General features: G+C 61.1%; 28 protein-coding genes. 15 read left to right on the top strand and 13 right to left on the bottom strand.

Annotated features, from left to right (window positions below; genetic code table 11):
• Positions 1-197: 197 nt before the first annotated feature.
• On the bottom strand, positions 198-500 hold the full coding sequence (locus HX869_RS03860) for a DUF2288 domain-containing protein (RefSeq protein ID WP_177029455.1): 303 nt from the start codon (positions 498-500) through the stop codon (positions 198-200).
• A gap of 340 nt (positions 501-840) precedes the next feature.
• Here HX869_RS03860 and HX869_RS03865 point away from each other — a divergent pair, with 340 nt between their 5' ends.
• The 10 genes from HX869_RS03865 (at position 841) to HX869_RS03910 (ending at position 8,559) form a co-directional block, all read left to right on the top strand.
• Positions 841-1,968, top strand: coding sequence for a branched-chain amino acid ABC transporter substrate-binding protein (locus HX869_RS03865; protein WP_003211654.1), 1,128 nt, complete (start codon positions 841-843; stop codon positions 1,966-1,968).
• A gap of 45 nt (positions 1,969-2,013) precedes the next feature.
• Positions 2,014-2,196 (top strand): hypothetical protein, encoded by a 183-nt coding sequence (locus HX869_RS03870; protein WP_003211657.1) that lies wholly within the window; start codon positions 2,014-2,016, stop codon positions 2,194-2,196.
• Entirely contained in the window at positions 2,196-3,119 is a 924-nt protein-coding gene (livH, locus tag HX869_RS03875) for a high-affinity branched-chain amino acid ABC transporter permease LivH (protein ID WP_003211659.1), read from the top strand. The genes HX869_RS03870 and livH overlap by 1 nt, the downstream gene beginning before the upstream one ends.
• Positions 3,116-4,369, top strand: a complete 1,254-nt coding sequence (locus HX869_RS03880; RefSeq protein WP_003211661.1) for a high-affinity branched-chain amino acid ABC transporter permease LivM — start codon at positions 3,116-3,118, stop codon at positions 4,367-4,369. The genes livH and HX869_RS03880 overlap by 4 nt, the downstream gene beginning before the upstream one ends.
• Positions 4,366-5,133 (top strand): high-affinity branched-chain amino acid ABC transporter ATP-binding protein LivG, encoded by a 768-nt coding sequence (gene livG, locus HX869_RS03885; RefSeq protein WP_003211663.1) that lies wholly within the window; start codon positions 4,366-4,368, stop codon positions 5,131-5,133. The genes HX869_RS03880 and livG overlap by 4 nt, the downstream gene beginning before the upstream one ends.
• 1 nt (position 5,134) lies before the next feature.
• Entirely contained in the window at positions 5,135-5,836 is a 702-nt protein-coding gene (locus HX869_RS03890) for an ABC transporter ATP-binding protein (RefSeq protein ID WP_003211664.1), read from the top strand.
• Between the two features lie 260 nt (positions 5,837-6,096).
• Positions 6,097-6,402 carry a DUF2282 domain-containing protein gene (locus HX869_RS03895; protein WP_003211666.1) on the top strand — a complete coding sequence of 102 codons (306 nt, stop codon included), beginning with the start codon at positions 6,097-6,099 and terminating at the stop codon, positions 6,400-6,402.
• 26 nt (positions 6,403-6,428) lie between these two features.
• The gene (locus tag HX869_RS03900) at positions 6,429-7,304 is read left to right on the top strand and encodes a DUF692 domain-containing protein (RefSeq protein WP_178902762.1); all 876 of its coding nucleotides are present in this window, start codon (positions 6,429-6,431) and stop codon (positions 7,302-7,304) included.
• Positions 7,301-8,077, top strand: coding sequence for a DUF2063 domain-containing protein (locus tag HX869_RS03905; RefSeq protein WP_087693196.1), 777 nt, complete (start codon positions 7,301-7,303; stop codon positions 8,075-8,077). The genes HX869_RS03900 and HX869_RS03905 overlap by 4 nt, the downstream gene beginning before the upstream one ends.
• Positions 8,074-8,559, top strand: a complete 486-nt coding sequence (locus tag HX869_RS03910; RefSeq protein ID WP_008432068.1) for a DoxX family protein — start codon at positions 8,074-8,076, stop codon at positions 8,557-8,559. Before HX869_RS03905 ends, HX869_RS03910 begins: the two co-directional genes overlap by 4 nt.
• Here HX869_RS03910 and HX869_RS03915 read toward each other — a convergent pair.
• Positions 8,556-9,464, bottom strand: a complete 909-nt coding sequence (locus HX869_RS03915) for a LysR family transcriptional regulator (protein WP_178902763.1) — start codon at positions 9,462-9,464, stop codon at positions 8,556-8,558. The two genes, HX869_RS03910 and HX869_RS03915, sit on opposite strands and share 4 nt — an antisense overlap.
• A 104-nt stretch (positions 9,465-9,568) precedes the next feature.
• Between HX869_RS03915 and HX869_RS03920 the strand changes: the two genes are divergently transcribed.
• Positions 9,569-10,168 (top strand): short chain dehydrogenase, encoded by a 600-nt coding sequence (locus HX869_RS03920; protein ID WP_003211677.1) that lies wholly within the window; start codon positions 9,569-9,571, stop codon positions 10,166-10,168.
• 16 nt (positions 10,169-10,184) lie between these two features.
• On the opposite strand, the gene HX869_RS03925 is transcribed toward HX869_RS03920, so the two are convergent.
• The gene (locus HX869_RS03925; RefSeq protein WP_008432073.1) at positions 10,185-10,580 is read right to left on the bottom strand and encodes a hypothetical protein; all 396 of its coding nucleotides are present in this window, start codon (positions 10,578-10,580) and stop codon (positions 10,185-10,187) included.
• Between the two features lie 136 nt (positions 10,581-10,716).
• Here HX869_RS03925 and HX869_RS03930 point away from each other — a divergent pair, with 136 nt between their 5' ends.
• Both HX869_RS03930 and HX869_RS03935 read left to right on the top strand, forming a co-directional pair.
• The gene (locus tag HX869_RS03930) at positions 10,717-11,388 is read left to right on the top strand and encodes a COG3650 family protein (RefSeq protein ID WP_003211681.1); all 672 of its coding nucleotides are present in this window, start codon (positions 10,717-10,719) and stop codon (positions 11,386-11,388) included.
• 107 nt (positions 11,389-11,495) lie between these two features.
• On the top strand, positions 11,496-13,109 hold the full coding sequence (locus tag HX869_RS03935; protein ID WP_102368251.1) for an NAD(P)/FAD-dependent oxidoreductase: 1,614 nt from the start codon (positions 11,496-11,498) through the stop codon (positions 13,107-13,109).
• A gap of 135 nt (positions 13,110-13,244) precedes the next feature.
• On the opposite strand, the gene HX869_RS03940 is transcribed toward HX869_RS03935, so the two are convergent.
• Positions 13,245-14,342: a PLP-dependent cysteine synthase family protein gene (locus tag HX869_RS03940; RefSeq protein ID WP_173406096.1), complete on the bottom strand. Its 1,098-nt coding sequence runs from the start codon at positions 14,340-14,342 to the stop codon at positions 13,245-13,247.
• A gap of 213 nt (positions 14,343-14,555) precedes the next feature.
• Between HX869_RS03940 and nhaA the strand changes: the two genes are divergently transcribed.
• Entirely contained in the window at positions 14,556-15,743 is a 1,188-nt protein-coding gene (gene nhaA, locus HX869_RS03945; protein WP_178902764.1) for a Na+/H+ antiporter NhaA, read from the top strand.
• 81 nt (positions 15,744-15,824) lie between these two features.
• Here nhaA and HX869_RS03950 read toward each other — a convergent pair whose 3' ends face one another.
• From HX869_RS03950 to dinG, 6 genes are all read right to left on the bottom strand, one after another.
• Positions 15,825-16,289 carry a glycine zipper 2TM domain-containing protein gene (locus tag HX869_RS03950; RefSeq protein WP_003189251.1) on the bottom strand — a complete coding sequence of 155 codons (465 nt, stop codon included), beginning with the start codon at positions 16,287-16,289 and terminating at the stop codon, positions 15,825-15,827.
• Between the two features lie 281 nt (positions 16,290-16,570).
• Positions 16,571-17,218, bottom strand: a complete 648-nt coding sequence (gene pdxH / locus HX869_RS03955) for a pyridoxamine 5'-phosphate oxidase (protein WP_003211693.1) — start codon at positions 17,216-17,218, stop codon at positions 16,571-16,573.
• A 27-nt stretch (positions 17,219-17,245) separates the two neighbouring features.
• Positions 17,246-18,409, bottom strand: a complete 1,164-nt coding sequence (locus HX869_RS03960) for an OmpA family protein (protein WP_178902765.1) — start codon at positions 18,407-18,409, stop codon at positions 17,246-17,248.
• 142 nt (positions 18,410-18,551) lie between these two features.
• A complete protein-coding gene (locus tag HX869_RS03965) occupies positions 18,552-19,697 on the bottom strand; it encodes an EstA family serine hydrolase (protein WP_003211696.1) in 1,146 nt (381 codons plus the stop codon).
• 92 nt (positions 19,698-19,789) lie between these two features.
• Positions 19,790-22,117, bottom strand: coding sequence for a beta-galactosidase (locus HX869_RS03970; protein WP_178902766.1), 2,328 nt, complete (start codon positions 22,115-22,117; stop codon positions 19,790-19,792).
• A gap of 95 nt (positions 22,118-22,212) precedes the next feature.
• Positions 22,213-24,357 carry an ATP-dependent DNA helicase DinG gene (gene dinG / locus HX869_RS03975; protein WP_008432096.1) on the bottom strand — a complete coding sequence of 715 codons (2,145 nt, stop codon included), beginning with the start codon at positions 24,355-24,357 and terminating at the stop codon, positions 22,213-22,215.
• A gap of 99 nt (positions 24,358-24,456) precedes the next feature.
• Between dinG and HX869_RS03980 the strand changes: the two genes are divergently transcribed.
• A complete protein-coding gene (locus HX869_RS03980) occupies positions 24,457-24,921 on the top strand; it encodes a CopD family protein (protein ID WP_178902767.1) in 465 nt (154 codons plus the stop codon).
• Between the two features lie 102 nt (positions 24,922-25,023).
• Here the strand turns inward: HX869_RS03980 and HX869_RS03985 are convergent, their stop codons facing one another.
• The 3 genes from HX869_RS03985 to HX869_RS03995 all read right to left on the bottom strand — a co-directional run bounded on the left by HX869_RS03985 (position 25,024) and on the right by HX869_RS03995 (position 26,892).
• Positions 25,024-25,782, bottom strand: a complete 759-nt coding sequence (locus HX869_RS03985; RefSeq protein ID WP_003213707.1) for a hypothetical protein — start codon at positions 25,780-25,782, stop codon at positions 25,024-25,026.
• Complete coding sequence (locus HX869_RS03990) at positions 25,775-26,068, bottom strand: DUF1145 domain-containing protein (RefSeq protein ID WP_087694264.1); 294 nt, start codon at positions 26,066-26,068, stop codon at positions 25,775-25,777. The genes HX869_RS03985 and HX869_RS03990 overlap by 8 nt, the downstream gene beginning before the upstream one ends.
• Positions 26,069-26,196: 128 nt before the next feature.
• A complete protein-coding gene (locus HX869_RS03995; protein WP_008432103.1) occupies positions 26,197-26,892 on the bottom strand; it encodes an OmpA family protein in 696 nt (231 codons plus the stop codon).
• Between the last annotated feature and the right edge of the window lie 102 nt (positions 26,893-26,994).

Below are 26,994 nucleotides of genomic sequence, written 5' to 3' on the forward strand. Positions count from 1 at the left end.
CCTAAATAACGGATATGTACACATACCCAGAAACAATTCCCCCCGCACTCCGCCGCTACCAAAACTGTTCCCATGACGCGCACGTAACCCCCGCCTGTGACCTTTCTCTACGGCAAGGTGCCATCACCGCAAATGCAGTTACCCGCCTACACACTTAAACTCGGAAAAATCACGCACCTTTTTCGCGCATGCATTTCCTACACTGCCCTTTCCTGGATCAGAATCCACGGCGAAACCACCACCGCCCACAAACTCGGCTCCCGCTCAACCAGGTCCAATGCCCGCGTCGCAGACACCTCGCCAAGACTCCCCGCAGCCAGCCAGGCAGCGACTTTCTCACGGTTGTCCTCAGCCATGCCCTCGGCGGCCTCGATCAAATCCAGCCCGGCGTCGACCCACAATAGGGCACCCTTGGCAAAGAACGGCTCAAGCTCCTTCCAGGAAATTTCGGCAGTTTCACCAAGCAGCTTGGCATAGAGGGTGCTAGGTTCTTGCGTCATGGGAGTTCACCTGAAGAAAAAATCGGCGCAATCATACCGTCGAGCCCCAGGCAGAAAAACCCAGTTGCAAATGAGGCACCGAACGAAAGTGTCAGGAAAGCCAAGGATTGCCCGAAACTCTGGCATCACCCCGCCGCAATTCTGTCTTTTTCTTTCATTTAAGCGACATACCCGGGTTTTGCCCCCAGCAGCCAGCTTTTCAAGCGATCAACCGGCGCTCTACACTGTACCGGTACAGTTGCCAGGCCGCTGCCGGGGGATATCCGAGATATCTGATCCGGTTCTGCAGCTCACAAGGCCGCTAGAACTATAAAAAATACAACAGTAAGAGTGGAGCACTATGAATAAGGCTACTAAGCAGATTTCCAAACTGTTTGCCGCTATGGTCCTGGCCGGGGTTGCCAGCCATTCGTTCGCAGCTGACACCATCAAGATCGGTATTGCCGGCCCTAAAACCGGCCCTGTGACCCAGTACGGCGACATGCAGTTCATGGGTGCCAAGCAGGCCATCGCCGACATCAACGCCAAGGGCGGCGTAGATGGCAAAATGCTCGAAGCCAAGGAATACGACGACGCTTGCGATCCAAAACAAGCCGTGGCCGTAGCCAACAAAGTGGTCAACGACGGCGTCAAGTTCGTGGTCGGTCACCTTTGCTCCAGCTCCACTCAGCCAGCATCCGACATCTACGAAGACGAAGGCGTGATCATGATCACCCCGGCTGCCACCAGCCCGGAAATCACGTCCCGTGGCTACAAGCTGGTCTTCCGCACCATCGGCCTGGACAGCGCCCAGGGCCCAGCCGCCGGTAACTACATCGCCGACCACGTGAAGCCGAAAGTCGTAGCCGTTATTCACGACAAACAGCAATACGGTGAAGGCATCGCCACCGCCGTCAAACAAACCCTCGAGAAGAAAGGCGTGAAAGTTGCCCTCTTCGAAGGCATCAACGCTGGCGACAAAGACTTCGGTTCGCTGATCCAGAAGCTCAAGCAAGCCAACGTCGACTTCGTCTACTACGGCGGCTACCACCCTGAGCTGGGCCTGATCCTGCGCCAAGCCAAGGAAAAAGGCGTGAACGCCAAGTTCATGGGCCCTGAAGGCGTCGGCAACGACTCCATCTCGCAAATCGCCCAGGGCGCTTCCGAAGGCCTGCTGGTTACCCTGCCGAAATCCTTCGACACCGATCCTGCCAACAAGGCAATCGTTGAAGAGTTCACCAAGAACAAGCAGGACCCAACCGGTCCGTTCGTGTTCCCGGCCTACTCGGCTGTTGAAGTGATCGCCGGCGGTATCGCTGCCGCGAAGAGCGAAGACACCGCCAAGGTGGCAGCGGCCATCCACGCCGGTACCTTCAAGACCCCGACCGGCGACCTGAGCTTCGACGCCAAGGGCGACCTGAAGGACTTCAAGTTCGTGGTCTACGAATGGCACTTCGGCAAACCAAAAACCGAAGTTTCCCCTCAGTAAGCCAGGCGTTACTGGTCAACAAGCCCACTGTGCAAGCAGTGGGCTTTGTTTTACGAGGTTTATGGGCCTGTCACCCGCGATCCGGGCGCTGGCTCACCTGAAAATCTTAAAACCGTCACCAGCGGTTCGCTGGCAAACGCTTTGTGCAACCTGATCACAGAACAGGGCACCGAGCCGGAAATTGACTCCACCAGTGAAATGCGTATCGGGTTTTTAGGAGCGCTGTAATGCCTGAGATCTATCATTTTTTCCAAACGCTGGTTAACGGCATGACCGTTGGCAGCACCTATGCCTTGATAGCCATTGGCTACACAATGGTTTACGGCATCATTGGAATGATTAACTTCGCCCATGGCGAGGTGTACATGATTGGTTCCTACGTGGCCTTCATCGCCCTTGCCGGGCTGGCCATGCTGGGTATCCATTCCCTGCCGCTGTTGATGACCGCTGCATTCCTGGCGTCCATCGTCGTAACCAGTGCCTATGGCTACAGTATCGAACGCGTTGCGTACCGCCCCTTGCGTGGCAGCAACCGCTTGATCCCGCTGATCTCCGCAATCGGCATGTCGATTTTCCTGCAGAACACCGTATTGCTGTCCCAGGACTCCAAGGACAAATCCATTCCCAACCTGATCCCGGGGAGCATCTCCTTCGGCCCAGGCGGCGCACAGGAAGTGCTGATTTCCTATATGCAGATCCTGGTCTTCGTCGTCACCCTGGTGGCGATGCTCGGCCTGACCCTGTTCATCTCTCGCTCCCGTCTGGGGCGCGCCTGCCGGGCCTGCGCCGAAGACATCAAGATGGCCAACCTGTTGGGCATCAACACCAACAACATCATCGCCCTGACCTTCGTCATCGGTGCCGCACTGGCGGCTATCGCTGCCGTGTTGCTGAGCATGCAGTACGGCGTGATCAACCCCAACGCCGGTTTCCTGGTGGGCCTCAAGGCCTTCACCGCGGCGGTATTGGGCGGCATCGGCAGCATTCCGGGCGCGATGCTCGGCGGGCTGGTGCTGGGTGTGGCTGAAGCCTTTGGCGCCGACGTATTCGGTGACCAGTACAAGGACGTGGTGGCATTCGGTCTATTGGTTCTGGTGCTGTTGTTCCGGCCGACCGGCATTCTGGGCCGTCCGGAGGTTGAGAAAGTATGAGCAGATATCTTAAATCGGCGTTTTTCAGCGCCTTGCTGGTCTGGGCCGTGGCCTTCCCGGTACTCGGGCTCAAGTTGAGCATTGTCGGGATCAACCTTGAAGTGCATGGCACCGGTCCCGTGACGTTGACCATCATTGCCCTGTGCTCGGTGTTGATGTTCCTGCGCGTGCTGTTCACTCAGCAGGTCGGGGCACTCCTCAAGTCCAACCGTGGCCCGTTGGTATCGCCCAAGGTCAGCCAGTTCCTGACCCTGCCGCGCACCCAGCGCTACATCATCATCGGCCTGATCGTGGCCGCGTTGATCTGGCCGTTCTTCGGCTCCCGTGGTGCGGTGGATATCGCGACGCTGATCCTGATCTACGTGTTGCTGGGCCTGGGCCTGAACATCGTGGTGGGTCTCGCCGGCTTGCTCGACCTGGGCTATGTGGGCTTCTACGCGGTGGGTGCCTACACCTACGCGCTGCTCTCGCATTACCTGGGCTGGGGCTTCTGGATCTGCCTTCCACTGGCCGGCATGGCGGCGGCCACATTTGGCTTCCTGCTGGGCTTCCCGGTACTGCGCTTGCGCGGTGACTATCTGGCGATCGTGACCCTGGGCTTCGGTGAAATCATCCGTCTGTTCCTGCGTAACCTCACCGATATCACCGGCGGCCCCAACGGCATCAGCAGCATTCCCAAGCCGACGTTCTTCGGGCTGACGTTCGACCGCACCGCGGCCGAAGGCATGCAGACGTTCCACGAGTACTTCGGGATCGACTACAACCCGGTGAGCAAAGTGGTGTTCCTGTACCTGGTGGCCCTGCTGCTGGCACTGGCGGCGCTGTTCGTGATCAACCGCCTGCTGCGCATGCCGATCGGCCGCGCGTGGGAAGCGTTGCGCGAAGATGAAATCGCCTGCCGTGCACTAGGCATGAACCCGACCGTCATCAAGCTTTCGGCATTCACCCTCGGGGCAACCTTCGCCGGTTTTGCCGGCAGCTTCTTCGCCGCTCGCCAAGGTTTGGTGACGCCGGAGTCGTTCACCTTCATCGAGTCGGCAATCATCCTCGCCATCGTGGTACTGGGCGGCATGGGCTCGCAGCTGGGCGTGATCCTCGCGGCGATCGTGATGATCCTGCTGCCGGAAATGATGCGTGAATTCAGCGAATACCGCATGTTGATGTTCGGCGCCATGATGGTGCTGATGATGATCTGGCGACCTCAAGGCCTGCTGCCCATGCAACGTCCCCACATGGAGCTGCGCAAATGAGCCGCGAGATCCTGAAAGTCGAAAACTTGAGCATGCGCTTCGGCGGTTTGCTGGCGGTCAACGGCGTGGCCCTGACCGTGCAAGAGAAACAAGTCGTGGCCCTGATCGGCCCCAACGGCGCCGGCAAGACCACGGTGTTCAACTGCCTGACCGGCTTCTACAAGCCGGCTGGCGGCACCATCCTGCTGGACGGCCAGCCGATCCAGGGCCTGGCCGGCCACGAGATCGCCCGCAAGGGCGTGGTGCGCACCTTCCAGAACGTGCGGTTGTTCAAGGACATGACGGCGGTCGAGAACCTGTTGATCGCCCAGCATCGCCACCTGAACACCAACTTCTTTGCCGGCCTGTTCAAGACGCCGTCGTTCCGCAAGAGCGAGCGCGAGGCCATGGAATATGCAGCGTACTGGCTGGACAAGGTCAACCTCACCGAGTTTGCCAACCGTCCTGCCGGCACCCTGGCCTACGGTCAGCAACGGCGCCTGGAAATCGCCCGCTGCATGATGACCCGCCCGCGGATCCTCATGCTCGACGAACCGGCCGCCGGCTTGAACCCGAAGGAAACAGAAGACCTCAAGGCGCTGATCAGTGTGCTGCGTGAAGAAAACAACGCCACCGTGCTGCTGATCGAACACGACATGAAACTGGTCATGAGCATTTCCGACCATATCGTCGTGATCAACCAGGGCACGCCACTGGCCGACGGTACGCCGGAGCAGATCCGCGACAACCCGGAAGTGATCAAAGCCTATTTGGGGGAAGCGTAAAATGCTGCAATTCGAAAACGTTTCCACTTTCTACGGCAAGATCCAGGCGCTGCACAGCGTCAACGTGGAAGTGCGCCAGGGCGAAATCGTTACCCTGATCGGCGCCAACGGTGCCGGTAAATCCACGCTGCTGATGACCCTGTGCGGTTCGCCCCAGGCTCACAGCGGCAGCATCCGCTACATGGGTGAGGAGCTGGTGGGCCAGGCCTCCTCCGAGATCATGCGCAAGAGCATTGCCGTGGTTCCGGAAGGCCGCCGGGTATTTGCCCGCCTGACCGTGGAAGAGAACCTCGCCATGGGCGGGTTCTTCACCGACAAGGGCGATTACCAGGAGCAGATGGACAAGGTGCTGCACCTGTTCCCGCGGCTCAAGGAACGCTTCAGCCAGCGCGGCGGCACCATGTCCGGCGGCGAACAGCAAATGCTCGCCATCGGCCGCGCGCTGATGAGCAAGCCCAAGCTGTTGTTGCTGGACGAACCGTCCCTGGGGTTGGCGCCGATCATCATCCAGCAGATCTTCGACATCATCGAACAGCTGCGCAAGGACGGTGTGACAGTGTTCCTGGTGGAGCAGAACGCCAACCAGGCGCTGAAGATTGCCGACCGCGCCTACGTGCTGGAAAACGGCCGCGTGGTGATGCAGGGCAGCGGCGAACAACTGCTGACCGATCCGAAAGTACGTGAGGCTTATTTGGGCGGTTGATGCCCATCTGGTCAATGTATGAGCGGGCTTTTGTGGGAGCGGGCTTGCTCGCGAAGGCAGTGGATCAGCCAACTTGTTTGGTGACTGACCCACTGCCTTCGCGAGCAAGCCCGCTCCCACATTTGTTTGGTGTGAACCAAAGACTTTGGCGAAACCTGAAATTATTTTCCCCGGCTTTGTAACGAATCCCTTCCCCCTTTCTCTAGTGGTGTAAGCAGGCGAACATGCTTGCCAACTCAACCCACTGCTGGAGATACACCATGACTACCAAAACCCGCTCGCTGTCCGCCGCCACCCTCGTCCTGGCCCTGGGTTCTGCCCTGAGCCTGTCCGCCCTGACCACCACCGCCCACGCCGCCGATGACATGCAGAAATGCTTCGGTGTAGCCGAAGCCGGCAAGAACGATTGCGCCGCAGGCGCGGGCACTTCCTGCGCGGGCACCTCGAAGGTCAAGGATCAGGCCAACGCCTGGAAACTGGTCCCGGCCGGTACCTGCCTGAAAACCCCAAGCACCACCTCGCCAACCGGCTTCGGCCAGGAAGCTGCCTTCACCGCCAAGTCCTGAAACCCTGCACAGCCTGAGTACTGACGATGACGCTCTCATTCACCCACTCCATCTCCCAGGCTCAGGCGCCCGGCCTCCCCCCTCGGGCCGGGCTGGGGCTCAAGAACGAGCACTTCAGTGAAGTGCTCGAGACGTCCCCCGATATCGGTTTTTTTGAAGTCCACGCCGAAAACTACATGGTGGCCGGCGGGCCTTTCCATCACTACCTGGGCTTGATCCGCGAACAGTACCCGCTGTCGCTGCACGGTGTAGGCCTGTCCATTGGCGGCGAAGGTCCGCTGAACGACGAGCACCTGGCGCGCTTGGCCACGCTGATCGAACGCTATCAACCCCACTCCTTTTCCGAACACCTGGCCTGGTCCAGCCACGGCCCGGTGTTTCTCAATGATTTGCTGCCGCTGGCGTATGACGATGAAACCCTGAAGCGGGTGTGCGAACACATCGACCAGGTACAAACCCGCCTGCAGCGGACCATGCTGCTGGAGAACCCGTCGACCTATCTGCAATTCCAGTGCTCCACCCTGGAAGAGACCGACTTCATCAGCGAAGCGATTCGCCGCACCGGCTGCGGGCTGCTGCTGGACGTGAACAATGTGTATGTGTCGTGCATCAACCATCAGCAAGACCCGCTGAAGTACATCGAGGCCTTGCCGTTGCACGCCGTGGGCGAGATTCACCTGGCAGGGTTTGCCGAAGACACCGACAGCCTCGGCGACCGTTTGCTGATTGACGATCACGGCGCCCCCATCGACAACGCGGTATGGCAGCTCTACCAGCACGTGCTCACCCGCACCGGCCCGGTCGCCACGCTGATCGAGCGCGACAACCAGGTGCCGGCGTTCAGCGTGCTGCACGCTGAAGCACGCGAGGCCGACCGGTTTCTGCTGGAGGTGCGTGCATGAGCCGCCAGGACGTCTTTAGCCGCGCCCTGCTGTCCCCCGAGGAAAACTGCCCGCAAGGCTTGTTCAGCTGCAACGGCGCCGATCCGGCCAGTCGTTTTGCGGTGTATCGCAACAATGTCCATAGCTCGCTGATCAACGCGCTGGCCGCCGGCTACCCGGTCACCCTGCAACTGGTGGGCGATGAGTTTTTTCGGGCGATGGCCGGTGTGTATGTCCAGGGTTTCCCGCCGACAAGCCCTCTGATCAATGAGTACGGCAGCGACCTGGCGGACTTTATCCAGGGCTTCGCGCCCGCCGCCAGCGTGCCTTACCTGGCTGATGTGGCGCGCCTGGAGCGATTGCGGGTGAGGGCCTACCACGCGGCAGACGCACAGCCACTGGATCAACAGGAGGTCATCGCCACCCTGCAACAACAGTCGGACCTGGGCGAACTGCGCCTGCAACTGCATCCATCCCTGGCCACCCTGAACTCGGCCTACGCCGTGGTGGCTTTATGGGCGGCGCATCAGACCGGCGAATCCCTCGCCACCCTCGACCCCTTCCATGCCCAAAGCGCGCTGGTGCTACGCAATGGCCTGCACGTGCAGGTATTTCACATCGACAGCGGCTCAGCGACGTTTATCAACAGCCTGAACAACGGTTGGCCGTTGGAAATGGCCGTGGCCTACGCCCTCGATGCGGCCGCCGAATTTGACCTGCACCAATGCCTGGCCCTGCTGATCGGTCACGGCGCCATCACCCACTTGCACACAGAACCCAAGGTATCGCCATGAACACCACCGCTCCCGGGCTGATCCAACGGATCATCCAGTGCTTCGAGAAAATCCCCTACAGCCTGATCGCCTTTGTCGCACGCTTCTCTATCGCAGCGGTGTTCTGGAAATCCGGCCAGACCAAGGTCGAAGGCTTCGCCGTGGACCTGATCGGCGGTACCTTCCAGCTGGGCTGGCCGCACTTGGCGCCGTCCACCCTGCCGCTGTTTCGCAGCGAATACCACGTGCCGCTGCTGTCTGCGGAAGTGGCGGCGCACATGGCTGCGTTCGCCGAGCATTTCTTCCCGGTGCTGATCCTCGTGGGGTTTGCCACGCGATTCTCGGCGCTGGCGCTGCTGGGCATGACCCTGACCATCCAGCTTTTCGTCTACCCGGACGCCTACCCGACCCACGGCACCTGGATCGCATTGCTGCTGCTGTTGATGGCCAAGGGGCCGGGCAGCTTCTCGATTGATCATCTGATCGCCCGGCGCTACCGCTAAAGGCGATCGAGGGCTTCGCCGCTGCGCTTGAACCAGCCCACCAGATAATCTGCGAGTACCTGGGTGCGGCGCGGCAGGCCGCCCTGATACGGATGGACCAGGTACATCGGCATGCTGCGGGTCTGATAATCCCGCAGGAGCCAGCGCAGGCGACCGTCAGCCAATTCCGCGTGCAGCACGTAGGACGGCAAGCGCGCGATGCCCGCCCCCACCAGTGCAGCCTTCTTCAACAAGTTGTAATGGTTGGAGGCAAAGGTCCCGGATACGCGAACCCGCAGCAGCTCATGCTGCTGGTGATACAGCCACTCTTCACGGCCGCTGTAGTGGCTGTTCAGCAAGCAGTTGTGGCCCACCAGTTCCGCCGGCGTCAGCGGCTCGCCGTGCTGTTCCAGGTAAGCCGGGCTGGCGCAGGTCATCTCGTGCCAGGCGAGCAACGGCTTGGCGACCAGACGCTCGTCGTTAGCGACCTCCGAACGCACCGCCAGATCAAAACCGTCCCGTGCCAGGTCCCGATACTGATTGTTGAGCTCCAGTTCGATCTGCACCTGTGGGTACTCCCGGGAAAACTCCAGCAGCAACCCATCGAAGAAGGTTTCGCCCAGGGAAACCGGAACCGTCATACGCACCGGGCCGACGAGATCATCCTTGAGCCTGGCCAATGCCTGACGTGCCCGCTCCACCTGGACCACCAACGCCTGGGCTTGCGGCAACAGCGCCGCACCCGCCGCCGTCACGCTCAGGCGGCGGGTGGTGCGATGCAACAACACCACCGAAAACTGCGCTTCCAACTGGCTGATGCGCTTGGACAGTTGCCCTTTGCTGCAGCCCAGTTGCTGGGCCGCCAAGGTAAAGCTGCCGGCTTCGATCAACACGGCAAATGCGGCGAGGTCATCCATTTCGCTCATGGATTGTTTCCAATTGAAAACCAAAGGTTGCCTATTAGTGCACTTATCCGCGCAAAAAATCACTCTAGACTGAAACCTCACCTACACATCTGGAGGAAGGCACGATGAAAATCCTGTTGATTGGCGCAAGCGGCACCGTGGGTTCGGCGGTCAAGGCAGAACTGTCCCAACGGCATGAAGTGATCAGCATCGGTCGCAAAAGTGGCGACTTCCAGGTCGATATCAGCGACAGCGCCTCGATCCGCAAACTGTTCGAACAGACCGGCAAATTCGACGCACTGATCTGCGCCGCCGGCAGCGTCAACTTCGTGCCCCTGGGCGACATGAGCGAAACCGATTTTGACCTGGGCCTGCAAGACAAGCTGATGGGCCAGGTCAACCTGCTGCTGATTGGCCGCGAGTTCGCCAATGACGGCGCGTCGTTCACCTTCACCAGCGGCATTCTCAACCGCGATCCGATTCGCACCGGTGCTTCGGCTGCCCTGGTCAACGGCGCGCTGGATGCATTCGTGAAAGCCGCTGCGATCGAACTGCCCCGCGGCCTGCGCATCAACTCGGTCAGCCCTACCGTCCTGCTGGAAGCCATGGGCAGCTACGCGCCGTACTTCCGTGGGTACAAACCGGCTCCGGGTGCAGAAGTGGCGTTGGCCTACGCGAAAAGCGTGGAAGGCTTGCAGACCGGGCAGACGTTTATCGTTGGTTGACCAGCCTGAAAAGCCGTCACCGTTGAACCCAGGGCATCCATTTACGGAGCATGTCCTGGGGGACGGAAAACTGTATTTCTCGTGTGTTCAGCACACCCATGACAGTGGCGCCATCACTCACGTTGTAGCCGTCTACGTATGTCGAAACCTGCTTGTTGTAAGCCAGTAAAGTAATTGCAGCCGTGCGGGCCCTGGCCTCCGGGCTCAGCGTGACATTGACCGAAATAAAGTCCGGGCTACTGTCAGGCGTCCTCTTCACGGTGATCGAGATCTCGGTAAAGTCAGTGGCAGAGGAGTACTCCAGCCGCGCCGGTTCACTGCCCAGTGCAGAACCCGTCACCAGTAACAGCCCCCACAGATTCCATCGAATAGTCATCGCGGCTTTCCGAATAAAAGAGAAAGACGTTCCCATGACCGTTCACATCCCTCTATAGGAAAAGTCCCAGCAGGGATGATCGCCCCCGGCACACCTTATTCAACCTGTGTCCCGGGCTTGTGATGCACCGCCAGCCTGCGTAACGTGGCGGCACTTATCAGGAGACCCGATGATGCGTGCCGCCCGTACCCTAGCCTTGTTTGCCCTGCTGCCCCTGTTCGCCGCCTGCCAGATGTTCGATAACGAGCCGGCCAAGCCCTCTCTCGCCGGGATGACCCGCATGCAGGGCGAGTTGACGGCCCAGGGTGACAAACTGCTGTTCCAGCCCTGCAACGACAAACGCAACTACGTGGTCAACGACACCGGTGGCACCAGCATCCTGCAGGAGGCCGCCTCCCTGGCCGGCCAGCAAGGCGCACTGTTTGCCGACCTGCGTGGCAAGTTCTCCGGCGTCGCCAGCGGCACCCAGGGCACGGTGGACCTGCAACAGGTGTACCGCGTCGAGCGCTCGACCTCGGCCTGTGATGACCCGGACTTCAAGCGCATGATCCTGCGGGCCAACGGCCACAAACCGGCCTGGGCGATGAACGTCACCGCCAAGGGCATGGTGCTGGAGCGTGAAGGCCAGCCACCATTGGCCGTGCCGTATGTGGAAGAGCAATCGGGCGACGGACGGTTCAACCTGATGACCGAAGCGAATAACCAGCACATCGAACTGTGGGTGGCCCCGCAACGCTGTGTCGACAGCGCCAGCGGCAGCCTGCAGCACATGTCCGCCGAGCTTCGGGTCAACGGCCAGGTGCAACGCGGTTGCGCGTCGTTCGGCGGTTCGCGAGACGACTGATTGCGCCCTGCGCTGTTTTAGCATGACGGGAAACCGCTGTTGGGGCTTATAATCGCCGGTTTGCAAAACAGCCGGCCTCTTTGCCCGCCGCCTACCGGATTCCTGTCATGTTACGAATCACCGAACTCAAGCTGCCCATCGACCATCCCGAAGAAGACCTGCGGCCTGCCATTGTGCAACGCCTGGGCATCGCCAGTGATGACCTGCTCGATTTCACCCTGTTCAAACGCAGCTACGACGCCCGCAAGAAATCGTCGGAGCTGTGCTTCATCTACACCATCGACCTGGAAGTCAAAGGCGAGGCGGCCCTGCTGCTCAAGTTCGCCGACGACCGCAACGTCAACCCGGCGCCGGACATCAGCTACAAGGTCGTGGGCCATGCGCCGGAAGGCCTGACCGAGCGGCCGATCGTCGTCGGTTTTGGCCCGTGCGGGATCTTCGCCGGGCTGTTGCTGGCACAGATGGGTTTCAAGCCGATCATCCTCGAGCGCGGCCGCGAAGTGCGCCAGCGCACCAAGGACACCTGGGGCCTTTGGCGCAAGAATGTGCTGAACCCGGAATCCAACGTGCAGTTCGGTGAAGGCGGCGCCGGGACCTTCTCCGACGGCAAGCTCTACAGCCAGATCAAGGACCCGAAATTCCACGGTCGCAAGGTGCTGCACGAGTTCGTCAAGGCCGGTGCGCCAGATGAAATCCTCTACGTCAGCAAGCCGCACATCGGTACGTTTCGCCTGACCGGCGTCGTGGAAAACATGCGCCAGCAGATCATCGCCCTGGGCGGTGAAGTGCGCTTCGAGCAGCGGGTCACCGACGTGCTGATCGAAGACGGCCAGTTGAATGGCGTGGTGGTGGATGGCGGCGAGCAGATCCTGTCCAAACACGTAATCCTGGCCCTCGGCCACAGCGCCCGCGATACCTTCCGCATGCTGCATGGCCGTGGCGTGTACATGGAAGCCAAGCCGTTCTCGGTGGGTTTCCGTATCGAACACCCGCAGTCGCTGATCGACGCAGCACGCCTGGGCAAGTACGCCGGCCACCCGAAACTCGGGGCCGCCGATTACAAACTGGTGCACCACGCCAAGAACGGCCGTTCGGTGTACAGCTTCTGCATGTGCCCGGGCGGTACCGTGGTCGCGGCGACATCAGAGCCGAACCGCGTAGTAACCAACGGCATGAGCCAGTACTCCCGTAACGAACGCAACGCCAACTCCGGGATCGTGGTGGGCATCACCCCGGAAGTGGATTACCCGGGCGGCCCGCTGGCCGGGATCGAGTTGCAGGAACGCCTGGAATCCCACGCGTTCATCCTCGGCGGCAGCAACTACGAAGCACCGGCGCAGCTGGTGGGTGATTTCATCGCCGGCAAGCCGTCCACCGCCATCGGTACCGTGGAGCCATCCTACAAGCCCGGCGTAGCCCTGGGTGACCTGGCGCTGGCGTTGCCGGAGTTTGCCATCGAAGCCATCCGCGAAGCGTTGCCGGCGTTCGAGAAGCAGATCAAGGGCTACTCGCTGCACGACGCGGTCCTGACCGGGATCGAGACCCGCACTTCTTCGCCGCTGCGGATTACCCGTAACGAGTCGATGCAGAGCCTGAACGTGAAAGGCCTGTTCCCGGCGGGCGAAGGTGCCGGTTATGCCGGTGGGATTTTGTCGGCGGGTGTCGACGGGATTCGGATTGCCGAGGCGCTGGCGCGGGATATGTTGGGCCTGGAGGCTTAACCACTGCGCTGAAAACGCAGCAGATCAAATGTGGGAGCGGGCTTGCTCGCGAATGCGGTGGATCAGCCGAATCATGTATTGGCTGACACTCCGCATTCGCGAGCAAGCCCGCTCCCACATTGATAACGCGGTGTTTTAGATATTGGCGCGCAGGATGCTTTCCGGCAACGGTTGCCCCCGCTCGACACTCGCCGCAACGGCCGCAATCAAACCCTCCAACTCATACCCCTGCCCTGCAAGCCAGGCCTGATCGTAATAGGTCGTGGCATAGCGCTCACCGCCGTCACACAAGATCGCCACGATCGAGCCCGACTCCCCTGCCGCCTTCATCTGCTGCGCCGCGATCAACGCACCGATCAGGTTGGTGCCACTTGAGCCGCCTACTCGCCGCCCCAAGCGCTGCGCCAGGTAATGCATGGCCGCCAGGGACAGCGCATCCGGCACCTTGACCATCGCATCAATCACTTTCGGCAGGAAAGACGCCTCAACCCGTGGCCGGCCAATACCTTCGATGCGCGAGCCACAGTCCAGGCGCAGGCTGGCGTCGCCGCTCAGGTAGTAGTCGAAAAACACCGAACGCTCCGCGTCCGCGCACAACACTCGGGTGCAGTGCTGGCGATAACGCACATAACGCCCCAACGTCGCCGTGGTGCCACCCGTGCCGGGGCTGGAAATCAGCCAACTCGGCTCCGGATAACGCTCAAAGCGCAGTTGCTGGAAGATCGATTCAGCGATGTTGTTGTTGGCGCGCCAGTCAGTGGCACGTTCGGCATAGGTGAACTGGTCCATGAAATGGCCACCGCTTTCCTGCGCCAGGCGCTCGGATTCGGCGTAGATCTGCGTCGGATCCTGCACCAGATGGCTCTTGCCCCCGTAGAACGCGATCTGCGCAATCTTTTCCTGGGAAGTGGTGGCCGGCATCACCGCAATAAACGGCAAGCCCAGCAGCCTGGCGAAGTACGCCTCGGAAATCGCCGTGGAACCGCTGGAGGCTTCGATCACCGGTGCACCGGGCTTGAGCCAGCCGTTGCACAACGCATAGAGGAACAACGAACGCGCCAACCGATGTTTCAGGCTGCCGGTGGGATGGCTGGACTCATCCTTGAAATACAACTCGATACCTGGCAAACCCTGCATTGGCAAGGGGATCAGGTGGGTGTCGGCGCTACGCTGGAAGTCCGCTTCAATAATGCGAATGGCTTCGCGGGCCCATTGGCGGTTGTCGCTCATGATCGGTTTCTCTAAGGATTTCAGACCTGATCTTAGGATGTTTCCTACACTCCACACAGATACAGTCATGACTCAATTGGACACACAATTTTCGGGGTCTGGCGCGCAAGTGATCAGACCGATTCCTTATAACAAATAAGAATATAACTTTTGTTTTAACAACTAACGGTACGGGTTAGGGTACCCACCTATTGAACTTTGATTGGAGAGCATCCCTTGCCTCTGCGTAGCACTTTCACCCGTTTCTTCCAGCTGGAAGCCGCCAGCGGTCTGCTCCTGATCGCTGCTGCCGCTTTGGCGCTGATCATCAACAACTCACCGCTGTCGCACCTCTACGCGAGTTTTCTCGACGTGCCGGTGGTCGCACAAATCGGCGCCCTGAAAATCGCCAAGCCGGCGCTGCTGTGGATCAACGACGGCCTGATGGCCCTGTTCTTCCTGCTGATCGGCCTTGAGGTCAAACGCGAGTTGCTCGACGGCCAACTGTCCAAGCCTTCGCAAGTGGTACTGCCGGGAGCGGCAGCCATCGGCGGCATGGTCGTGCCCGCGCTGATCTATTGGGCGCTGAACAAGGACAACCCGGCCGCCCTGGGTGGCTGGGCAATCCCCATGGCCACCGACATTGCCTTCGCCCTGGGCGTATTGGCCCTGCTGGGCAAGCGCGTGCCGGTTTCGCTGAAGTTGTTTCTGATGACCCTGGCCATCATCGACGACCTTGGCGCGATCATCGTCATTGCACTCTTCTACTCCGCCGACCTGTCCGGCGCCTCGTTGGCCGGTTCAGCAGCGTGCCTGATCGCCTTGATTGCGATGAACCGGCTGGGTGTCGTCAAGCTGGGGCCCTACATGATTGTCGGGCTGATCCTGTGGGTCTGCGTGCTCAAGAGCGGCGTACACGCCACCCTCGCGGGCGTTACATTGGCGTTCTGCATCCCGCTGCGCACCAAAAACGCCGAGCCATCGCCGCTGCTGACCCTGGAACACGCCCTGCATCCCTGGGTGGCCTACGCGATCCTGCCGCTGTTTGCCTTTGCCAATGCCGGCGTCTCGCTGGCTGGCGTCAACCTCGAAAGCTTCACCCACCACGTGCCAATGGGCATCGCCGCCGGCCTGCTGCTGGGCAAGACCGTTGGCGTACTGGGTTTCACCTGGGTCATGGTAAAAACCGGCCTTGCCGCACTGCCCGCCGGCGCCAACTGGGGCCAGGTGCTGGGCGTGGCGGTCCTGTGCGGCATCGGCTTCACCATGAGCCTGTTTGTCGGCTCCCTGGCGTTTGTGCCGGGCAGCAGTGAATACGCGGGTATGGACCGGATGGGCATCCTGACCGGGTCGATACTGGCGGCGCTGATCGGGTATGCGGTGACGGCGATGGCCAGTCGCAAGCAGGCGCTCGTACAAGCCTGACCGTTAAGAACAATCGCTCCCCCAACAAAAAACCCCAACCGGCCACCCGGTTGGGGTTTTTCTTTTCCTGCAACCTTACCCTTAACGAGTAACGCGGCTGGTTCCGTCCACCGTCATGATGCGGACGCGGTCGCCGATGCGGAAGATTTCGTTCTCTTGAACCGCCTGGACGTAGGCGCGCATGCTGCCATCATCTTCGCGGACGGTGATTTCAACCCCCTGGGTGCGGGTCAGGCCTTCCTCGGTGGCCGAGCCCAGCAGGCCGCCGGCGACTGCGCCGATAACGGCGGTCACGATGCTGCCACGGCCGCCGCCGATGGCGCTGCCGCCAACGCCGCCGATGACTGCGCCCGCAGCGCCGCCGATTGGGGTCTTGGTGCCTTCGATTTTCACCGGACGCAGGGATTCGATGGTGCCCATGCGAACAGTCTGTACACGACGAGCTTCGTCACGGGAGTACGAGTCGCCGGTCAGACTCGAGGCGCAGCCACCCAGCAGCAGCGACAGGGTGGTAAAGCAGGCAACTAGTAAAACGGACTTACGCATAGCATCAACTCCAAAGGACAGGTATCCATTAAACCGCTGTGGCTTGCCGCCTGTCACGGCATGCCGGGCAGAAAATTGTTTTCATTCAGCCTTAGTACAGAGAACCTGTACCGAAAAACTCGACGAACGGTAGCGTTCCCACCTCCCTCAGGATCTTGATGGACGCTGTCATCATTGTAGCTAACGGCCGCATAACGCAGCGCAGCGCTACCCATCCAAGGCCTCTGACTAGAGACTTCGGCGTGCAGCGCTACATTCAGGCGAGGTGACGAAAGGTGGGCTCAGGGCGCCAGGCGCTCACGGGTCCAGTCGGCCCCCTGCAAGCGGAAGTTCAAGCGGTCGTGCAAACGACTCGCGCGGCCTTGCCAGAACTCGATGCGCTCCGGCAGCAGGCGGTAACCACCCCAGTGTTCGGGGCAATCAGGCTGGGTATCGCTGAAGCGTTGTTCGGTGGCCTTGAGCAGCGCCTGCAACTCTTCGCGGTCCCTGATTACCCGGCTTTGCGGTGAAGCCCAGGCACCCAGGCGGCTACCCAGGGGACGGACCTGGAAGTAAGCATCCGACTCCTCGGGCGAGACCTTGACCACCCGACCTTCGATGCGCACCTGGCGCTCCAGGGTCGGCCAGAAGAAGGTCATGGCGGCAAACGGTCGCGCCGCGAGTTGTTCGCCCTTGGCGCTCTGATAATTGGTGAAGAAGGTAAAGCCCTGTGTATCCAGGCCCTTGAGCAGCAGAATCCGGCAGTGCGGGCGACCGTCCTGGTCCACCGTAGCCAGGGTCATGGCATTGGCCTCCACCGGTGGCTGTTCGGTTTTCACCGCGTCGGCGAACCACTGGTGGAACAAGGCAAACGGTTCATCCGGGGCCTGGGCCTCGCTCAAACCGTCCCGTGTGTAGTCACGGCGCATATCGGCCAGTGCCTGGGTCATGCGGCTTTATCCTTCTTGCTCAAATAATCAGTTCTTCGCCTGGTCGTTGGTAGCAGCTGGAGCGGCGGCCTTGGCAGGTGCTGGCTTTTTAGCGGCAGGCTTGGCCGGGGCCTTTTTGGCAGCCGGCTTGGCGGCAGCTTTCTTGGCGACGGTTTTTTTCGCCGGAGCGGCAGATTTTTTGACCGGAGCAGCGGCTGGAGCAGGAACGTCCTGCACAGCGACCATTTCAGCCTTCGGCGGGTTGGCCGAGTTGTACTTGCTCAACAGGGCCAGCATGGTGGTGCGCTGGGTGAACATGATTTCCATGCGACGGTTCAGGGCGCGGCCCTGGTTGCTGTCGTTGGCGGCACGCGGCATCAGGTCACCCATGCCACGCAGCATCAGGCGGTCCTGCTTCAGGCCGCTGAGGCTGAAGATCGAAGCGATGGACTGTGCACGTTCCTTGGTCAGGGCCTGGCTCACCGGCTCGGCACCCGAGGTATCTACATGGCCCAGGACCAGTACGGCGGTCTTCGGATCGCCTTCAACGGCCTTGGCAACACGGGTGAACGGACCCAGGGTCACCGGCAGCAACATCGCCGGGCGTTTCGGGTTGTAGGAGCCGTCAACCGGAGCAATCACCACCAATACGTTGTCGCGGCGTTCCAGTTGCAGGTTGCTGTCCTTGATCGCGAGACGCAGGCGTGGCTCGTAGTCGTCCAACCAGGCCTGGGTGATTTTTGGATCAGGCATCGGGATGTTGGCGACGTCGACCTTGGCCAATGGCTTTGGCTTGCTTTCGAACGGCCACCACCATTTGGTATCGGTATCCGTCTTGGCAACGGCAGGTGCAGCGGCCGGTGCATCAGCCGGGGCGCCGGAGGCAGGCGTTGCCGCCTTGAGGTCGGCCTTCAGGTCTGCCTTGGCGTCGTCGGCTTTCGACGAGAACGGCCACCAGCTAGAGCCGGTATCCGCCTTCGCAACCGGTGCAGGTGCAGGTGCAGCAGCCGGTGCTACCGGCGCTGGCGCCTTGGCCGCTACCGCCGGCTTGGCATCCGGCTTGGTGTCGGCCTGGCTCACTGCGTCCTTGGTAGCAGCCTTATCGGAGCCAAATGACCACCAATGCCCGCCCTCGGCATCATTTTGTGGGGTTTGTGCACAGCCAGTAATAGTGAGGCATAGCGCCAGTGCCAAGGACTTGTTCGATAACATGAGATATCCACAAAATGAGAAAAAACCAGGGGCCTGAATGACCCGTTAAACAGACGCTTTTGGAACATTAAAGTTACAACATTTTGCCTAGCGTCTTTTTGTATGTGCCTTTGTAACAAAAAAACGCAAGACAGCAAGCTATTTACAGACAACCGGCCAATATTCTTACCAACTTTTGCGCCCGCGGGTCCATAAGTACATAAGGGCCCAATGTATTGGTCACGAAACCAAAGGCTACATCATGTTCCGGATCGGCAAACCCCACCGAACCACCGGCCCCGGGATGCCCAAAGGCCCGTGGGCCAAGGCCGAACGTGGCGTTTGGCACGTGCGGTTGATCCAACATGCAACCCAGCCCGAACCGGGTTTGTGTCAATAAGGTTTTATCCGGGCCGATACTGTGTTCGCGGGTCAACTCTTCGAGCATATCGGCTTCCAGCAAACTACCGTCGAGCAGCCCACTATAAAAACCCGCCAGACTTCGCGCATTACCGTGACCATTTGCCGCTGGCTGCTGCATACGCCGCCATTCGGGTTTATTAGTGCTGGTCAGAATAGACGGTGGATTGGTAAATGCACGGGTAGTCATCGCCGTCGGCTCGCGCATCGTTACTTGAAGTAAACGTTGTGCCGCCTCATCGCCAACATTGCCCTTGCCTCGGGCTATATGGGCAACTCGATAAAACTCTTCATCTGCCAACCCCACATGAAAATCCAGGCCCAGTGGCCGTGCAACCCGGGCCACGATGGACTCGCCCGGCCCACGACCGTCGGCGCGGCGCAGCAACTCGCCCACCAGCCAACCATAGGTAATCGCCGCATAACCGTGCCCTTCCCCGAGCTTCCACCATGGCGCTTCGGCGGCGAGGGCGTCGACCATCATCTGCCAGTCGTACAGGGCTTCGGCGGGCAGCGTTTCACGCAGGGCCGGCAACCCGGCCTGGTGACAGAGCAGATGACGCAGGGTGATGGCTTCCTTGCCCGCGGCAGCAAACTCCGGCCAGTACTTGGCGACCGGCGCATCCAGCTGCAACTTGCCTTCGGCCACCAGTTGCAGCGCCGTGACGGCCGTAAAGGTCTTGGTGCAGGAGAACAGATTGGCAATGGTGTCGCTGTGCCAGGCCTCGGCACCGTCCTTGTCGGCGGTACCGGCCCACAAGTCGACGACGGTTTCGCCGCCAATCTGGATGCACAGCGCGGCACCACGTTCCTGAGGGTCGTCGAACAGCGCGGCGAAGGCTTCACGCACCGCTTCGAATTGAAGCTCGTAATGACCCTGAATCTGCACCTAAGCCCCCTTGGAAAAGTACTACAGAAAGTGGCCGACATTGTTCCAGCCATTGAGCGATTTGTGAACCCGCTCTCGTCGATCAGCCCCCATCAATGACCTTTGCCGGAATGCCCGCCGGAATGCTCTGCACCCGGCGCTGCTGCATTGCCTTCACGCCCGGGCTTGCCGCCCTCACCGGCGTGGACCGCTGCGGCAGCCTTGGCCTTTTCGGCCTCCTTGCCCAGCTGATCGACGGCAGCCAGGTTACTTTTGCGCACACTGTCGACAAACCCCTGGAACGGCACATCGGTGATGCCGACTAGGCCGAAGTGGCCGTTTTCGCCGTCAAGCAAACGGCCGGTGACCGGCTGGTCCAGGTACTGGAACCAATGCACGCCGACGATCGACGGCTCGGCCATGGCCTGCTTCAGGAAGTTGGCGTAGGCAACCCCACGATCCTCTTCCCGGGCCAGCTGCGTCACGCCGCCCCAGAACGGGCCGCGGTCCGCCGAGCCGAAGTTGAATTCGGTGATCAGCACCGGCTTGTCCAACGTCCGCAGGGCCGCGAAGTCGTAGCCGTCCTGAGGTTTGAGGGTGTACATGTTGAAGCTCAGCACATCGCAATATTGCGCGCAGGACGCCACCGCTTCCGGCGTGCTGACCGCGTATCGGCCACCCAGCAACAGCTGGTTGGGCGCATGCCATTTCAATGCATCGGAGATAGTCTTGAAGTAGGCGTCGGCAAAGGTCTTCTGGAAGTACTTGAAGTCCGCTTCGATTTCCGGGCGCTCCGGGCTTGGCATTGGCGGCACAAAGCCCGGGTCTTCCATCAGTTCCCAGGCGGGCAGCTCGATGCCCCAGGCCCTGGAAAGCCCCTCCTGGTTGCGGTACTTGTCGCGCAATTGCTTGAGAAACGCGCGCTTGGCCGGCACGTCGGTGGTCATGCGCAGGGTGCCGTAGGCCAGGGCGTAGCGGGATTTCGCATCATCACCGGGACCGGCCCAGGCCAGTTCGTTGTCGGCAAAGAAGCCGATCAGCCACGGGTCGTCGCGATGGTCACGGGCGGCAATTGCCACCGCACGCTCGGTGGCCATGGCGAAGCGCGGGTCGAACGGGTCGGGCATGCCGCCCCACCAATCGGTGCCGGTGCTGATGCTCGCGTAATCACCGACGATCGACAGTGGCAAGGTGTAAGGCACGCGGTCGGCGGTCGCCAGCTGCGGCGCACTCCAGTTGCCGACAGTATTGAAACCCCAGGCCCGCAGGCGGTCGAGGGTGTGGCTGACCCAGCGTTTCTGGTCGAAACCTTCCGGAGCACAAGGTGCCGGCGGCACGCACGGCTGGCCATAGGTACGCTGCAGGTTGGCGCCATAGAAGTCGTACCAGCGGCCGACATTAAAGCTGCGCCCCTGATCGGCACCATTGCCGCTGCGGCTGTCACCGCTGCCGTAGTATTTGTCGAAAGGCTCGCCGGCCTTGGGCAGCGCGGCAAACATCCATTCGCGGCCCGCCACGTAGGTCTGGCTGTTGTCCGGGGCGACGGTATTGACGCCCAGGGAGTAGAACGGATGGCCTTCCGGTGTCACCAGGTACCAGCGCCCGTCGCGCTTCTCGGTGCGGAAGAAGCCGCTGGCGTCAAAGGCCGGGCCCTTGTTCCAGCCGCCGAATTTGTCCAGGGAGGCCTTGTCGCGCTCGGCCAGCCAGCCCTTGAGCTGTTGCTGTTCCTTGACCGCTGCGGCCCTCAACTGCTCGTCGCTGCTGACTTTCTCCGGCCACCGGGCGCGGGTGGACTGCCCATAGGCGTCCACCAGATCGCTGTAGGTAGCCTTGAGTACCGGCGCGATGTCCTGCACGCCAAAGCGTTCGAGCAAGATGCTTTGGGCAACGTTCGGCTTGATCATCGACAGGGTCACCGACACGATCTGGCTGCGGTCGATCTCCCCTTCGCTGCTGGCCAGCAGCACGCGCTGGCCATCGACGGTGATCGGCATCGGCGGGCCGGCCTTCATCCCCTGGCTCAGGGGCGAGTTGGCTTGCAGCGGAATCAACAGCGTTTGCGCGGGACCGGCTGGCAGGTCGATACGGCTGAACAGCGTTCGGCCGTCATTGCTCTGCACCTTGACGTACAGGGTCAGCGCCCAGTCCATCGCACTTTGAATACGCAGGCTCATGGCACCGGATTGCGACCAGTCCCAGGCGCCGGTCTGCGGGCTGAGCACCAGGCTCGGTTCGGCCGCCGGGTTGAAGGTGATACGGCGCAGCACTTCGCCTTCAGCGGTTTGTTCGGCGTTGTATTGCGGCAGGCTGGCGTCCTGGGTCGCCACCTTGACCACATCGGCGGGCCGTACAAAGTTGAACAAGGTTTGTTGCCCGGCAGGCGCAGCCAGCAATGGCGCGGCAAACAACAGGGCAAAAACAGCGGGCAGCGTGCGAATCATGTGAACAAGGTTCTCCCAAACGGCCGGTGACTGGCCTGATGACGTGAAGCGATGGTGAGATAGACCACAAAGTGGGCGAATTCGCCCACTGGGCCTTAAGAAATTTCCCGCCGAAACGGCGGTAAAGCATTCAGGATAGCTTTCCCATAGCGCTGGGTAACCAGACGCCGGTCAAGCAAGGTGATGGTGCCGCGATCTTCTTCGGTACGCAGCAGGCGGCCGCAGGCCTGGACCAGTTTCAAGGAAGCGTCCGGCACCGAGATCTCCATGAACGGATTGCCGCCCCGGGCTTCGATCCATTCGGCCAACGCGGCTTCCACCGGATCATCCGGCACCGAGAACGGGATCTTGGCGATCACCACGTGTTCGCAGTAGGCACCGGGCAAATCCACACCCTCGGCGAAACTCGCGAGGCCGAACAGCACGCTGGAATCGCCGCCATCCACCCGCGCCTTGTGCTTGTTCAGGGTTTCCTGTTTCGACAGGTTGCCCTGGATAAACACCTGCTTGCGCCAGTCACGGTCGAGGCCGTCGAACACGTCCTGCATCTGTTTGCGGGACGAGAACAACACCAGCGTGCCCCGTGAGCCCTCCACCAATGATGGCAGGTCACGAATGATCGCCGCCGTATGTGCCGGCGCATCCCGTGGGTCGGCCTTGAGGTCCGGTACCCGCAGCACACCGGCGTCGGCGTGATGGAACGGGCTGGGCACCACGGCGGTGACGGCCTTCTTCGGCAGCCCGGCGCGCATGCGGAAGCGGTCGAAGGTGCCCAGGGCCGTCAGCGTAGCCGAGGTGACCAAGGCACCGTAGGCCACGTTCCACAGATTGCGTCGGAGCATTTCCGCCGCCAGGATCGGGCTGGCGTTGACCTCGATATCGAACAGCGCACCGCTTTCCGACAGGGTCAGCCAACGGGCCATGGGCGGGTTGTCTTCCGGGTCTTCGACGGTAAAGGCGGTCCACAACTCCCAGTTGCCCTGGGAACGGGACAGCAGGCTGCCAAACAGCGGGTACCATTCTTCAGCCTGGTTGCTGGCGATGCCGATATTGACCTCGCCATCCATGCCTTCCTTGAGCAAATCGGTGAGACGGGTGAACAAGTCGGTCAGGCGCGAAAAGCCCTTTTTCAGCTCGACGCCCATTTCGCGCATGTGCTCGGGGATCAGCCCGCCAACGAAACGATGGCGCGGCCGTTCGCGGCCTTCCACATCTTCGCCGGGCTTGAAGTCTGCCACCTGTTCGCAGGCGCTGAACATGAATTGCTGCTGGGTCTTGATCTCCCGCGCCAGCTCCGGCACCTGCTCAATCAACTTGCCCAGGTCGCCCGGCAGCGGGTGCTGGGCGAGCAACTTGGTGAGGTTCTTGGCCGTGGTTTCCAGCCAGTCGGCGGTGGAGCGCAGCCGCGTGTAGTGAGCAAAGTGGCCGATGGCCTTGTCGGGCAGGTGATGGCCTTCGTCGAACACGTAGAGTGTGTCGCGCGGGTCGGGCAACACGGCGCCGCCCCCCAGGGCCAGGTCGGCGAGGACCATGTCATGGTTGGTGACAATAACGTCTACCTTGCCCATGCCTTCCCGGGCCTTGTAGAAGGCGCACTGGCCGAAGTTGGGGCAATGACGGTTGGTGCACTGGCTGTGATCGGTGGTCAGGCGTGCCCAGTCGGCGTCTTCCAGGGCATTGGGCCAGCTGTCGCGGTCGCCGTCCCATTTATTGCCCGCCAGTTTCTCGATCATGCTGGTAAACAGCTTCTGACTGACCTCATCGACTTCGATCTTGAAGCCTTCTTCTTCGAACAGCGAGGCAGTGGCGGTTTGCGCGTGGCCTTCCTGCAACAGCACGTCGAGCTTGGACAGGCACATATAGCGCCCACGGCCCTTGGCCAGGGCGAAGGTAAAGTTCAGTCCGCTGTTGCGCATCAGGTCGGGCAGGTCTTTGTAGACAATCTGCTCTTGCAGGGCGACGGTGGCGGTGGCAATCACCAGGCGCTTGCCGGCGGCCTTGGCGGTGGGGATCGCCGCCAGGCTGTAGGCCACGGTTTTACCGGTACCGGTGCCGGCCTCGACGGCCACCACGGCGGGGTCGCCACTGCGCCGACCTTCGTCGTCGGTGTCGATATCCCCGAGGACCTTGGCGACTTCGGCGATCATCAGGCGCTGGCCGTACCGCGGTTTCAAGCTCTTGGCTTCGAGAAAACGCGAGTAGGCGCCCTGGATCGTGGTTTTGAGTTCAGTGCTGATCATGGATAGTCGGGCGCAAAAAACGCTGGATAAATTTTCAGTGGTTCGGATCGGCCGCTATCATACCCCGCTAATTAATCCCGCGCAGAACGGAGTACCCCAATGACCGTCTTTAGCTTCGCTTACACCCTGCATGTACTGGCCGCCCTGATCTGGGTCGGCGGTATGTTTTTCGCCTGGATGATCCTGCGCCCCGCCGCCATGGCCGCGCTGGACGGGCCGGCCCGGCTGAAACTCTGGGTAAATGTGTTTCAACGTTTTTTCGTGTGGGTCTGGGTGGCGGTGCTGGTGTTGCCGATCAGCGGTGTCGGCCTGCTGCAACTGCGCTTCAGCGGGTTTGAGACCGCGCCGCGTTATGTACAGGTCATGATGGGGTTGTATGTGGTGATGACGGCGCTGTTTATCCGGATTCAGGCGCTGAAGTTGCCGGAGCTGCGCGTGGCGGTGGCGGCTGAGGATTGGTCGGCCGGGGCTGCGGCCTTGGGGCAGATTCGTAAATTGGTGGGGATCAACTTGATAGTGGGGTTGGTGCTGGTGGCGATTGCTTCGGCACGGCCGATGTTCTGAAGCGCCTAGTAGACCGCTTTCGCGAGCAAGCCCGCTCCCACATTTGGAATGCGTTTCAAATGTGGGAGCGGGCTTGCTCGCGAAAGCGTCAGGCCAGTCGCCTCAGAGCCTCTGAATGGTCACAGCACCCGCAGGCCCCGCTGGCCCCGGCTGCCCTTCCAACCCGGCCCGGCCCTTTTCGCCGCCATCCGCGCGGTACACCAGGCACCCCTTGGACTGCCCGCCTTTACCCGGCTTGCCCGCCGTGCCCGCCAAACCACCGGCTCCGCCGTCCACCCAGACCTTGATTTTCTCGCCCGGGAAGTCCTGCGGCAATTCCACACGGACCTGCGCGCCCGCCGCGCCCGGCAGCCCGTCGCCGCCGTTGTCGCCATTGGCGCCGCGCCCGGCCGAACCCCAGGTGCAGCCAGGGTCTTCGCCGTTGGCACCATCCAGCCCGGCATAACCCTGGGCACCCGCGCCACCGCGGGCATCCACCGACAGCTCATCGGCCGTCAGCGAGTTAATCCGCAACACCAGGTCACGCCCCGCCTTGGCCGGGCGCTCATGGGTACCGGGAGCGCCGCGTGAGGTGATCTGGCTGCCCTGCTCCAGCTGCGCCTGACGCACCTGCAGTTGCAACGTGGTGCTACCGGGCACGATGGCGATTCGCGCGTCGCGGCCCAGGTGCAGTTCATCCACCGTCACCTGGGTGATATTGGCGGGAATCAGCAAGGTGCCGTAATCCGCCACGTCCAGTCGCTCCAGTTGCAACACACCACTGCTGTTGGGCAGGCGCATCAACGAGTTGGTCTCGACGCTGACGCTCTGGGCCAGGGCAATGGGGCTGACCAGCAGGGCCAACAGAAAAACCTTACGCATGATTGGCCTCCTTGTTTACATCATTAGCCGGTGTCGGCGTCGAAAAGCTCTGCACATGGAACATACCCACCAGCAGGATCTGCAAGCGGTCACGCCAGGGATGGGCACGGGTTTTCACACTGCCGTTGAACAACAGCAGTTCCAGAACATGGGTCAGCAACAACAGGCTGCCGGCCAGGTTGACCAACAGGTGGAACGGGTTGATCAGCGGTGTGATCAGGTTGACCACCACCACGACCCAGAACAGCAACGTCAAGAATTTACCCAGCCCCCAAAACACCTTCATCCCGCACGCTCCCCTTGCACATTATTCTTTGGGCGCACAGTAACGACTTCTACAGGCGTTGTGCCAGTGAAGGATTAAAAAATTGATGAAGGGGCCCCTGGGGATTCCGCAGGGGCCTTGAGGCGGGGTCAGCGGTTGATCTGAATTTCCACGCGGCGGTTCAGCGCGCGGCCATCAGCGGTTTTGTTATCGGCTACGGGGTGGCTTTCGCCGGCGCCGGTCACGGAGACAAAACTGCTGCGCGGGATGCCGGAACTGACCAGGTAGTCGGTCACCGAATGAGCGCGTCGTTCAGAGAGTTTCTGGTTGTAGGCATCTTTACCGACACTGTCGGTATGCCCGCTGACGCGCAGCTGCGCACTCGGGGCCTCTTTTTTCAGGCGGGTGGCAATCACGTCGAGCTTGGTTTTGTCGGCAGCCGTGAGCTTCGCGGAGTCGAACTCGAAGTGCACGTCACGAATCACGATGGTTTCTTCCTTGACCACCACCACTTCCTCTTGAACCACCGCTACCGGCACCGGAGGGCAGCCATTGGCGTCGACCTGCACGCCTTTTGGCGTGCCAGGGCACTTGTCGCGGCTGTCCGGTACGCCATCGCCGTCCTCGTCACCGTCGCCATGCACCCAGCAATAGGCGCCAGCCATGCCGCCAATCAGCAGTGCGCCGTAGCCTGCATAGGACGAGCTTTGGGTCGCACCAATGGCAGCACCTGTCACACCGCCGACGGCGGCACAGGTGGGCCAGTCGGTTTTTTGCAAGCCTGCGCAACCTGTCAATACTCCGGTTAGCAGAACCAAGGGTAGAGCTGTCCGCATGATGCTCATCTGACTTTCTCCTGAGGGGATCGGCGGGGGCCGACGAGTGGAGTAAAGACGGCTCTTTTCATCTGCGCCAGCGTGTCACACCCCAGTATTCATTGGGCCGAG

The organism is Pseudomonas sp. P7779 (assembly GCF_013386315.1).
Classification (GTDB): Bacteria; Pseudomonadota; Gammaproteobacteria; order Pseudomonadales; family Pseudomonadaceae; genus Aquipseudomonas.

Excerpts from the sequence above, each read along its gene's own strand:
- HX869_RS03905 (WP_087693196.1), top strand. The coding sequence starts at position 7,301 with ATGAGCCGCCAGGACGTCTTTAGCCGCGCCCTGCTGTCCCCCGAGGAA.
- HX869_RS03910 (WP_008432068.1), top strand. The coding sequence starts at position 8,074 with ATGAACACCACCGCTCCCGGGCTGATCCAACGGATCATCCAGTGCTTC.
- HX869_RS03950 (WP_003189251.1), bottom strand. The coding sequence starts at position 16,289 with ATGCGTAAGTCCGTTTTACTAGTTGCCTGCTTTACCACCCTGTCGCTG.
- HX869_RS03985 (WP_003213707.1), bottom strand. The coding sequence starts at position 25,782 with ATGCGTAAGGTTTTTCTGTTGGCCCTGCTGGTCAGCCCCATTGCCCTG.
- HX869_RS03995 (WP_008432103.1), bottom strand. The coding sequence starts at position 26,892 with ATGAGCATCATGCGGACAGCTCTACCCTTGGTTCTGCTAACCGGAGTA.
- HX869_RS03890 (WP_003211664.1), top strand. The coding sequence starts at position 5,135 with ATGCTGCAATTCGAAAACGTTTCCACTTTCTACGGCAAGATCCAGGCG.
- HX869_RS03865 (WP_003211654.1), top strand. The coding sequence starts at position 841 with ATGAATAAGGCTACTAAGCAGATTTCCAAACTGTTTGCCGCTATGGTC.
- pdxH (WP_003211693.1), bottom strand. The coding sequence starts at position 17,218 with ATGACCCAGGCACTGGCCGATATGCGCCGTGACTACACACGGGACGGT.
- livH (WP_003211659.1), top strand. The coding sequence starts at position 2,196 with ATGCCTGAGATCTATCATTTTTTCCAAACGCTGGTTAACGGCATGACC.
- HX869_RS03960 (WP_178902765.1), bottom strand. The coding sequence starts at position 18,409 with ATGTTATCGAACAAGTCCTTGGCACTGGCGCTATGCCTCACTATTACT.
- HX869_RS03915 (WP_178902763.1), bottom strand. The coding sequence starts at position 9,464 with ATGAGCGAAATGGATGACCTCGCCGCATTTGCCGTGTTGATCGAAGCC.
- HX869_RS03900 (WP_178902762.1), top strand. The coding sequence starts at position 6,429 with ATGACGCTCTCATTCACCCACTCCATCTCCCAGGCTCAGGCGCCCGGC.
- HX869_RS03930 (WP_003211681.1), top strand. The coding sequence starts at position 10,717 with ATGCGTGCCGCCCGTACCCTAGCCTTGTTTGCCCTGCTGCCCCTGTTC.
- HX869_RS03925 (WP_008432073.1), bottom strand. The coding sequence starts at position 10,580 with ATGGGAACGTCTTTCTCTTTTATTCGGAAAGCCGCGATGACTATTCGA.
- dinG (WP_008432096.1), bottom strand. The coding sequence starts at position 24,357 with ATGATCAGCACTGAACTCAAAACCACGATCCAGGGCGCCTACTCGCGT.
- HX869_RS03880 (WP_003211661.1), top strand. The coding sequence starts at position 3,116 with ATGAGCAGATATCTTAAATCGGCGTTTTTCAGCGCCTTGCTGGTCTGG.
- HX869_RS03990 (WP_087694264.1), bottom strand. The coding sequence starts at position 26,068 with ATGAAGGTGTTTTGGGGGCTGGGTAAATTCTTGACGTTGCTGTTCTGG.
- HX869_RS03980 (WP_178902767.1), top strand. The coding sequence starts at position 24,457 with ATGACCGTCTTTAGCTTCGCTTACACCCTGCATGTACTGGCCGCCCTG.
- HX869_RS03920 (WP_003211677.1), top strand. The coding sequence starts at position 9,569 with ATGAAAATCCTGTTGATTGGCGCAAGCGGCACCGTGGGTTCGGCGGTC.
- HX869_RS03860 (WP_177029455.1), bottom strand. The coding sequence starts at position 500 with ATGACGCAAGAACCTAGCACCCTCTATGCCAAGCTGCTTGGTGAAACT.
- HX869_RS03970 (WP_178902766.1), bottom strand. The coding sequence starts at position 22,117 with ATGATTCGCACGCTGCCCGCTGTTTTTGCCCTGTTGTTTGCCGCGCCA.
- HX869_RS03895 (WP_003211666.1), top strand. The coding sequence starts at position 6,097 with ATGACTACCAAAACCCGCTCGCTGTCCGCCGCCACCCTCGTCCTGGCC.
- livG (WP_003211663.1), top strand. The coding sequence starts at position 4,366 with ATGAGCCGCGAGATCCTGAAAGTCGAAAACTTGAGCATGCGCTTCGGC.
- HX869_RS03935 (WP_102368251.1), top strand. The coding sequence starts at position 11,496 with ATGTTACGAATCACCGAACTCAAGCTGCCCATCGACCATCCCGAAGAA.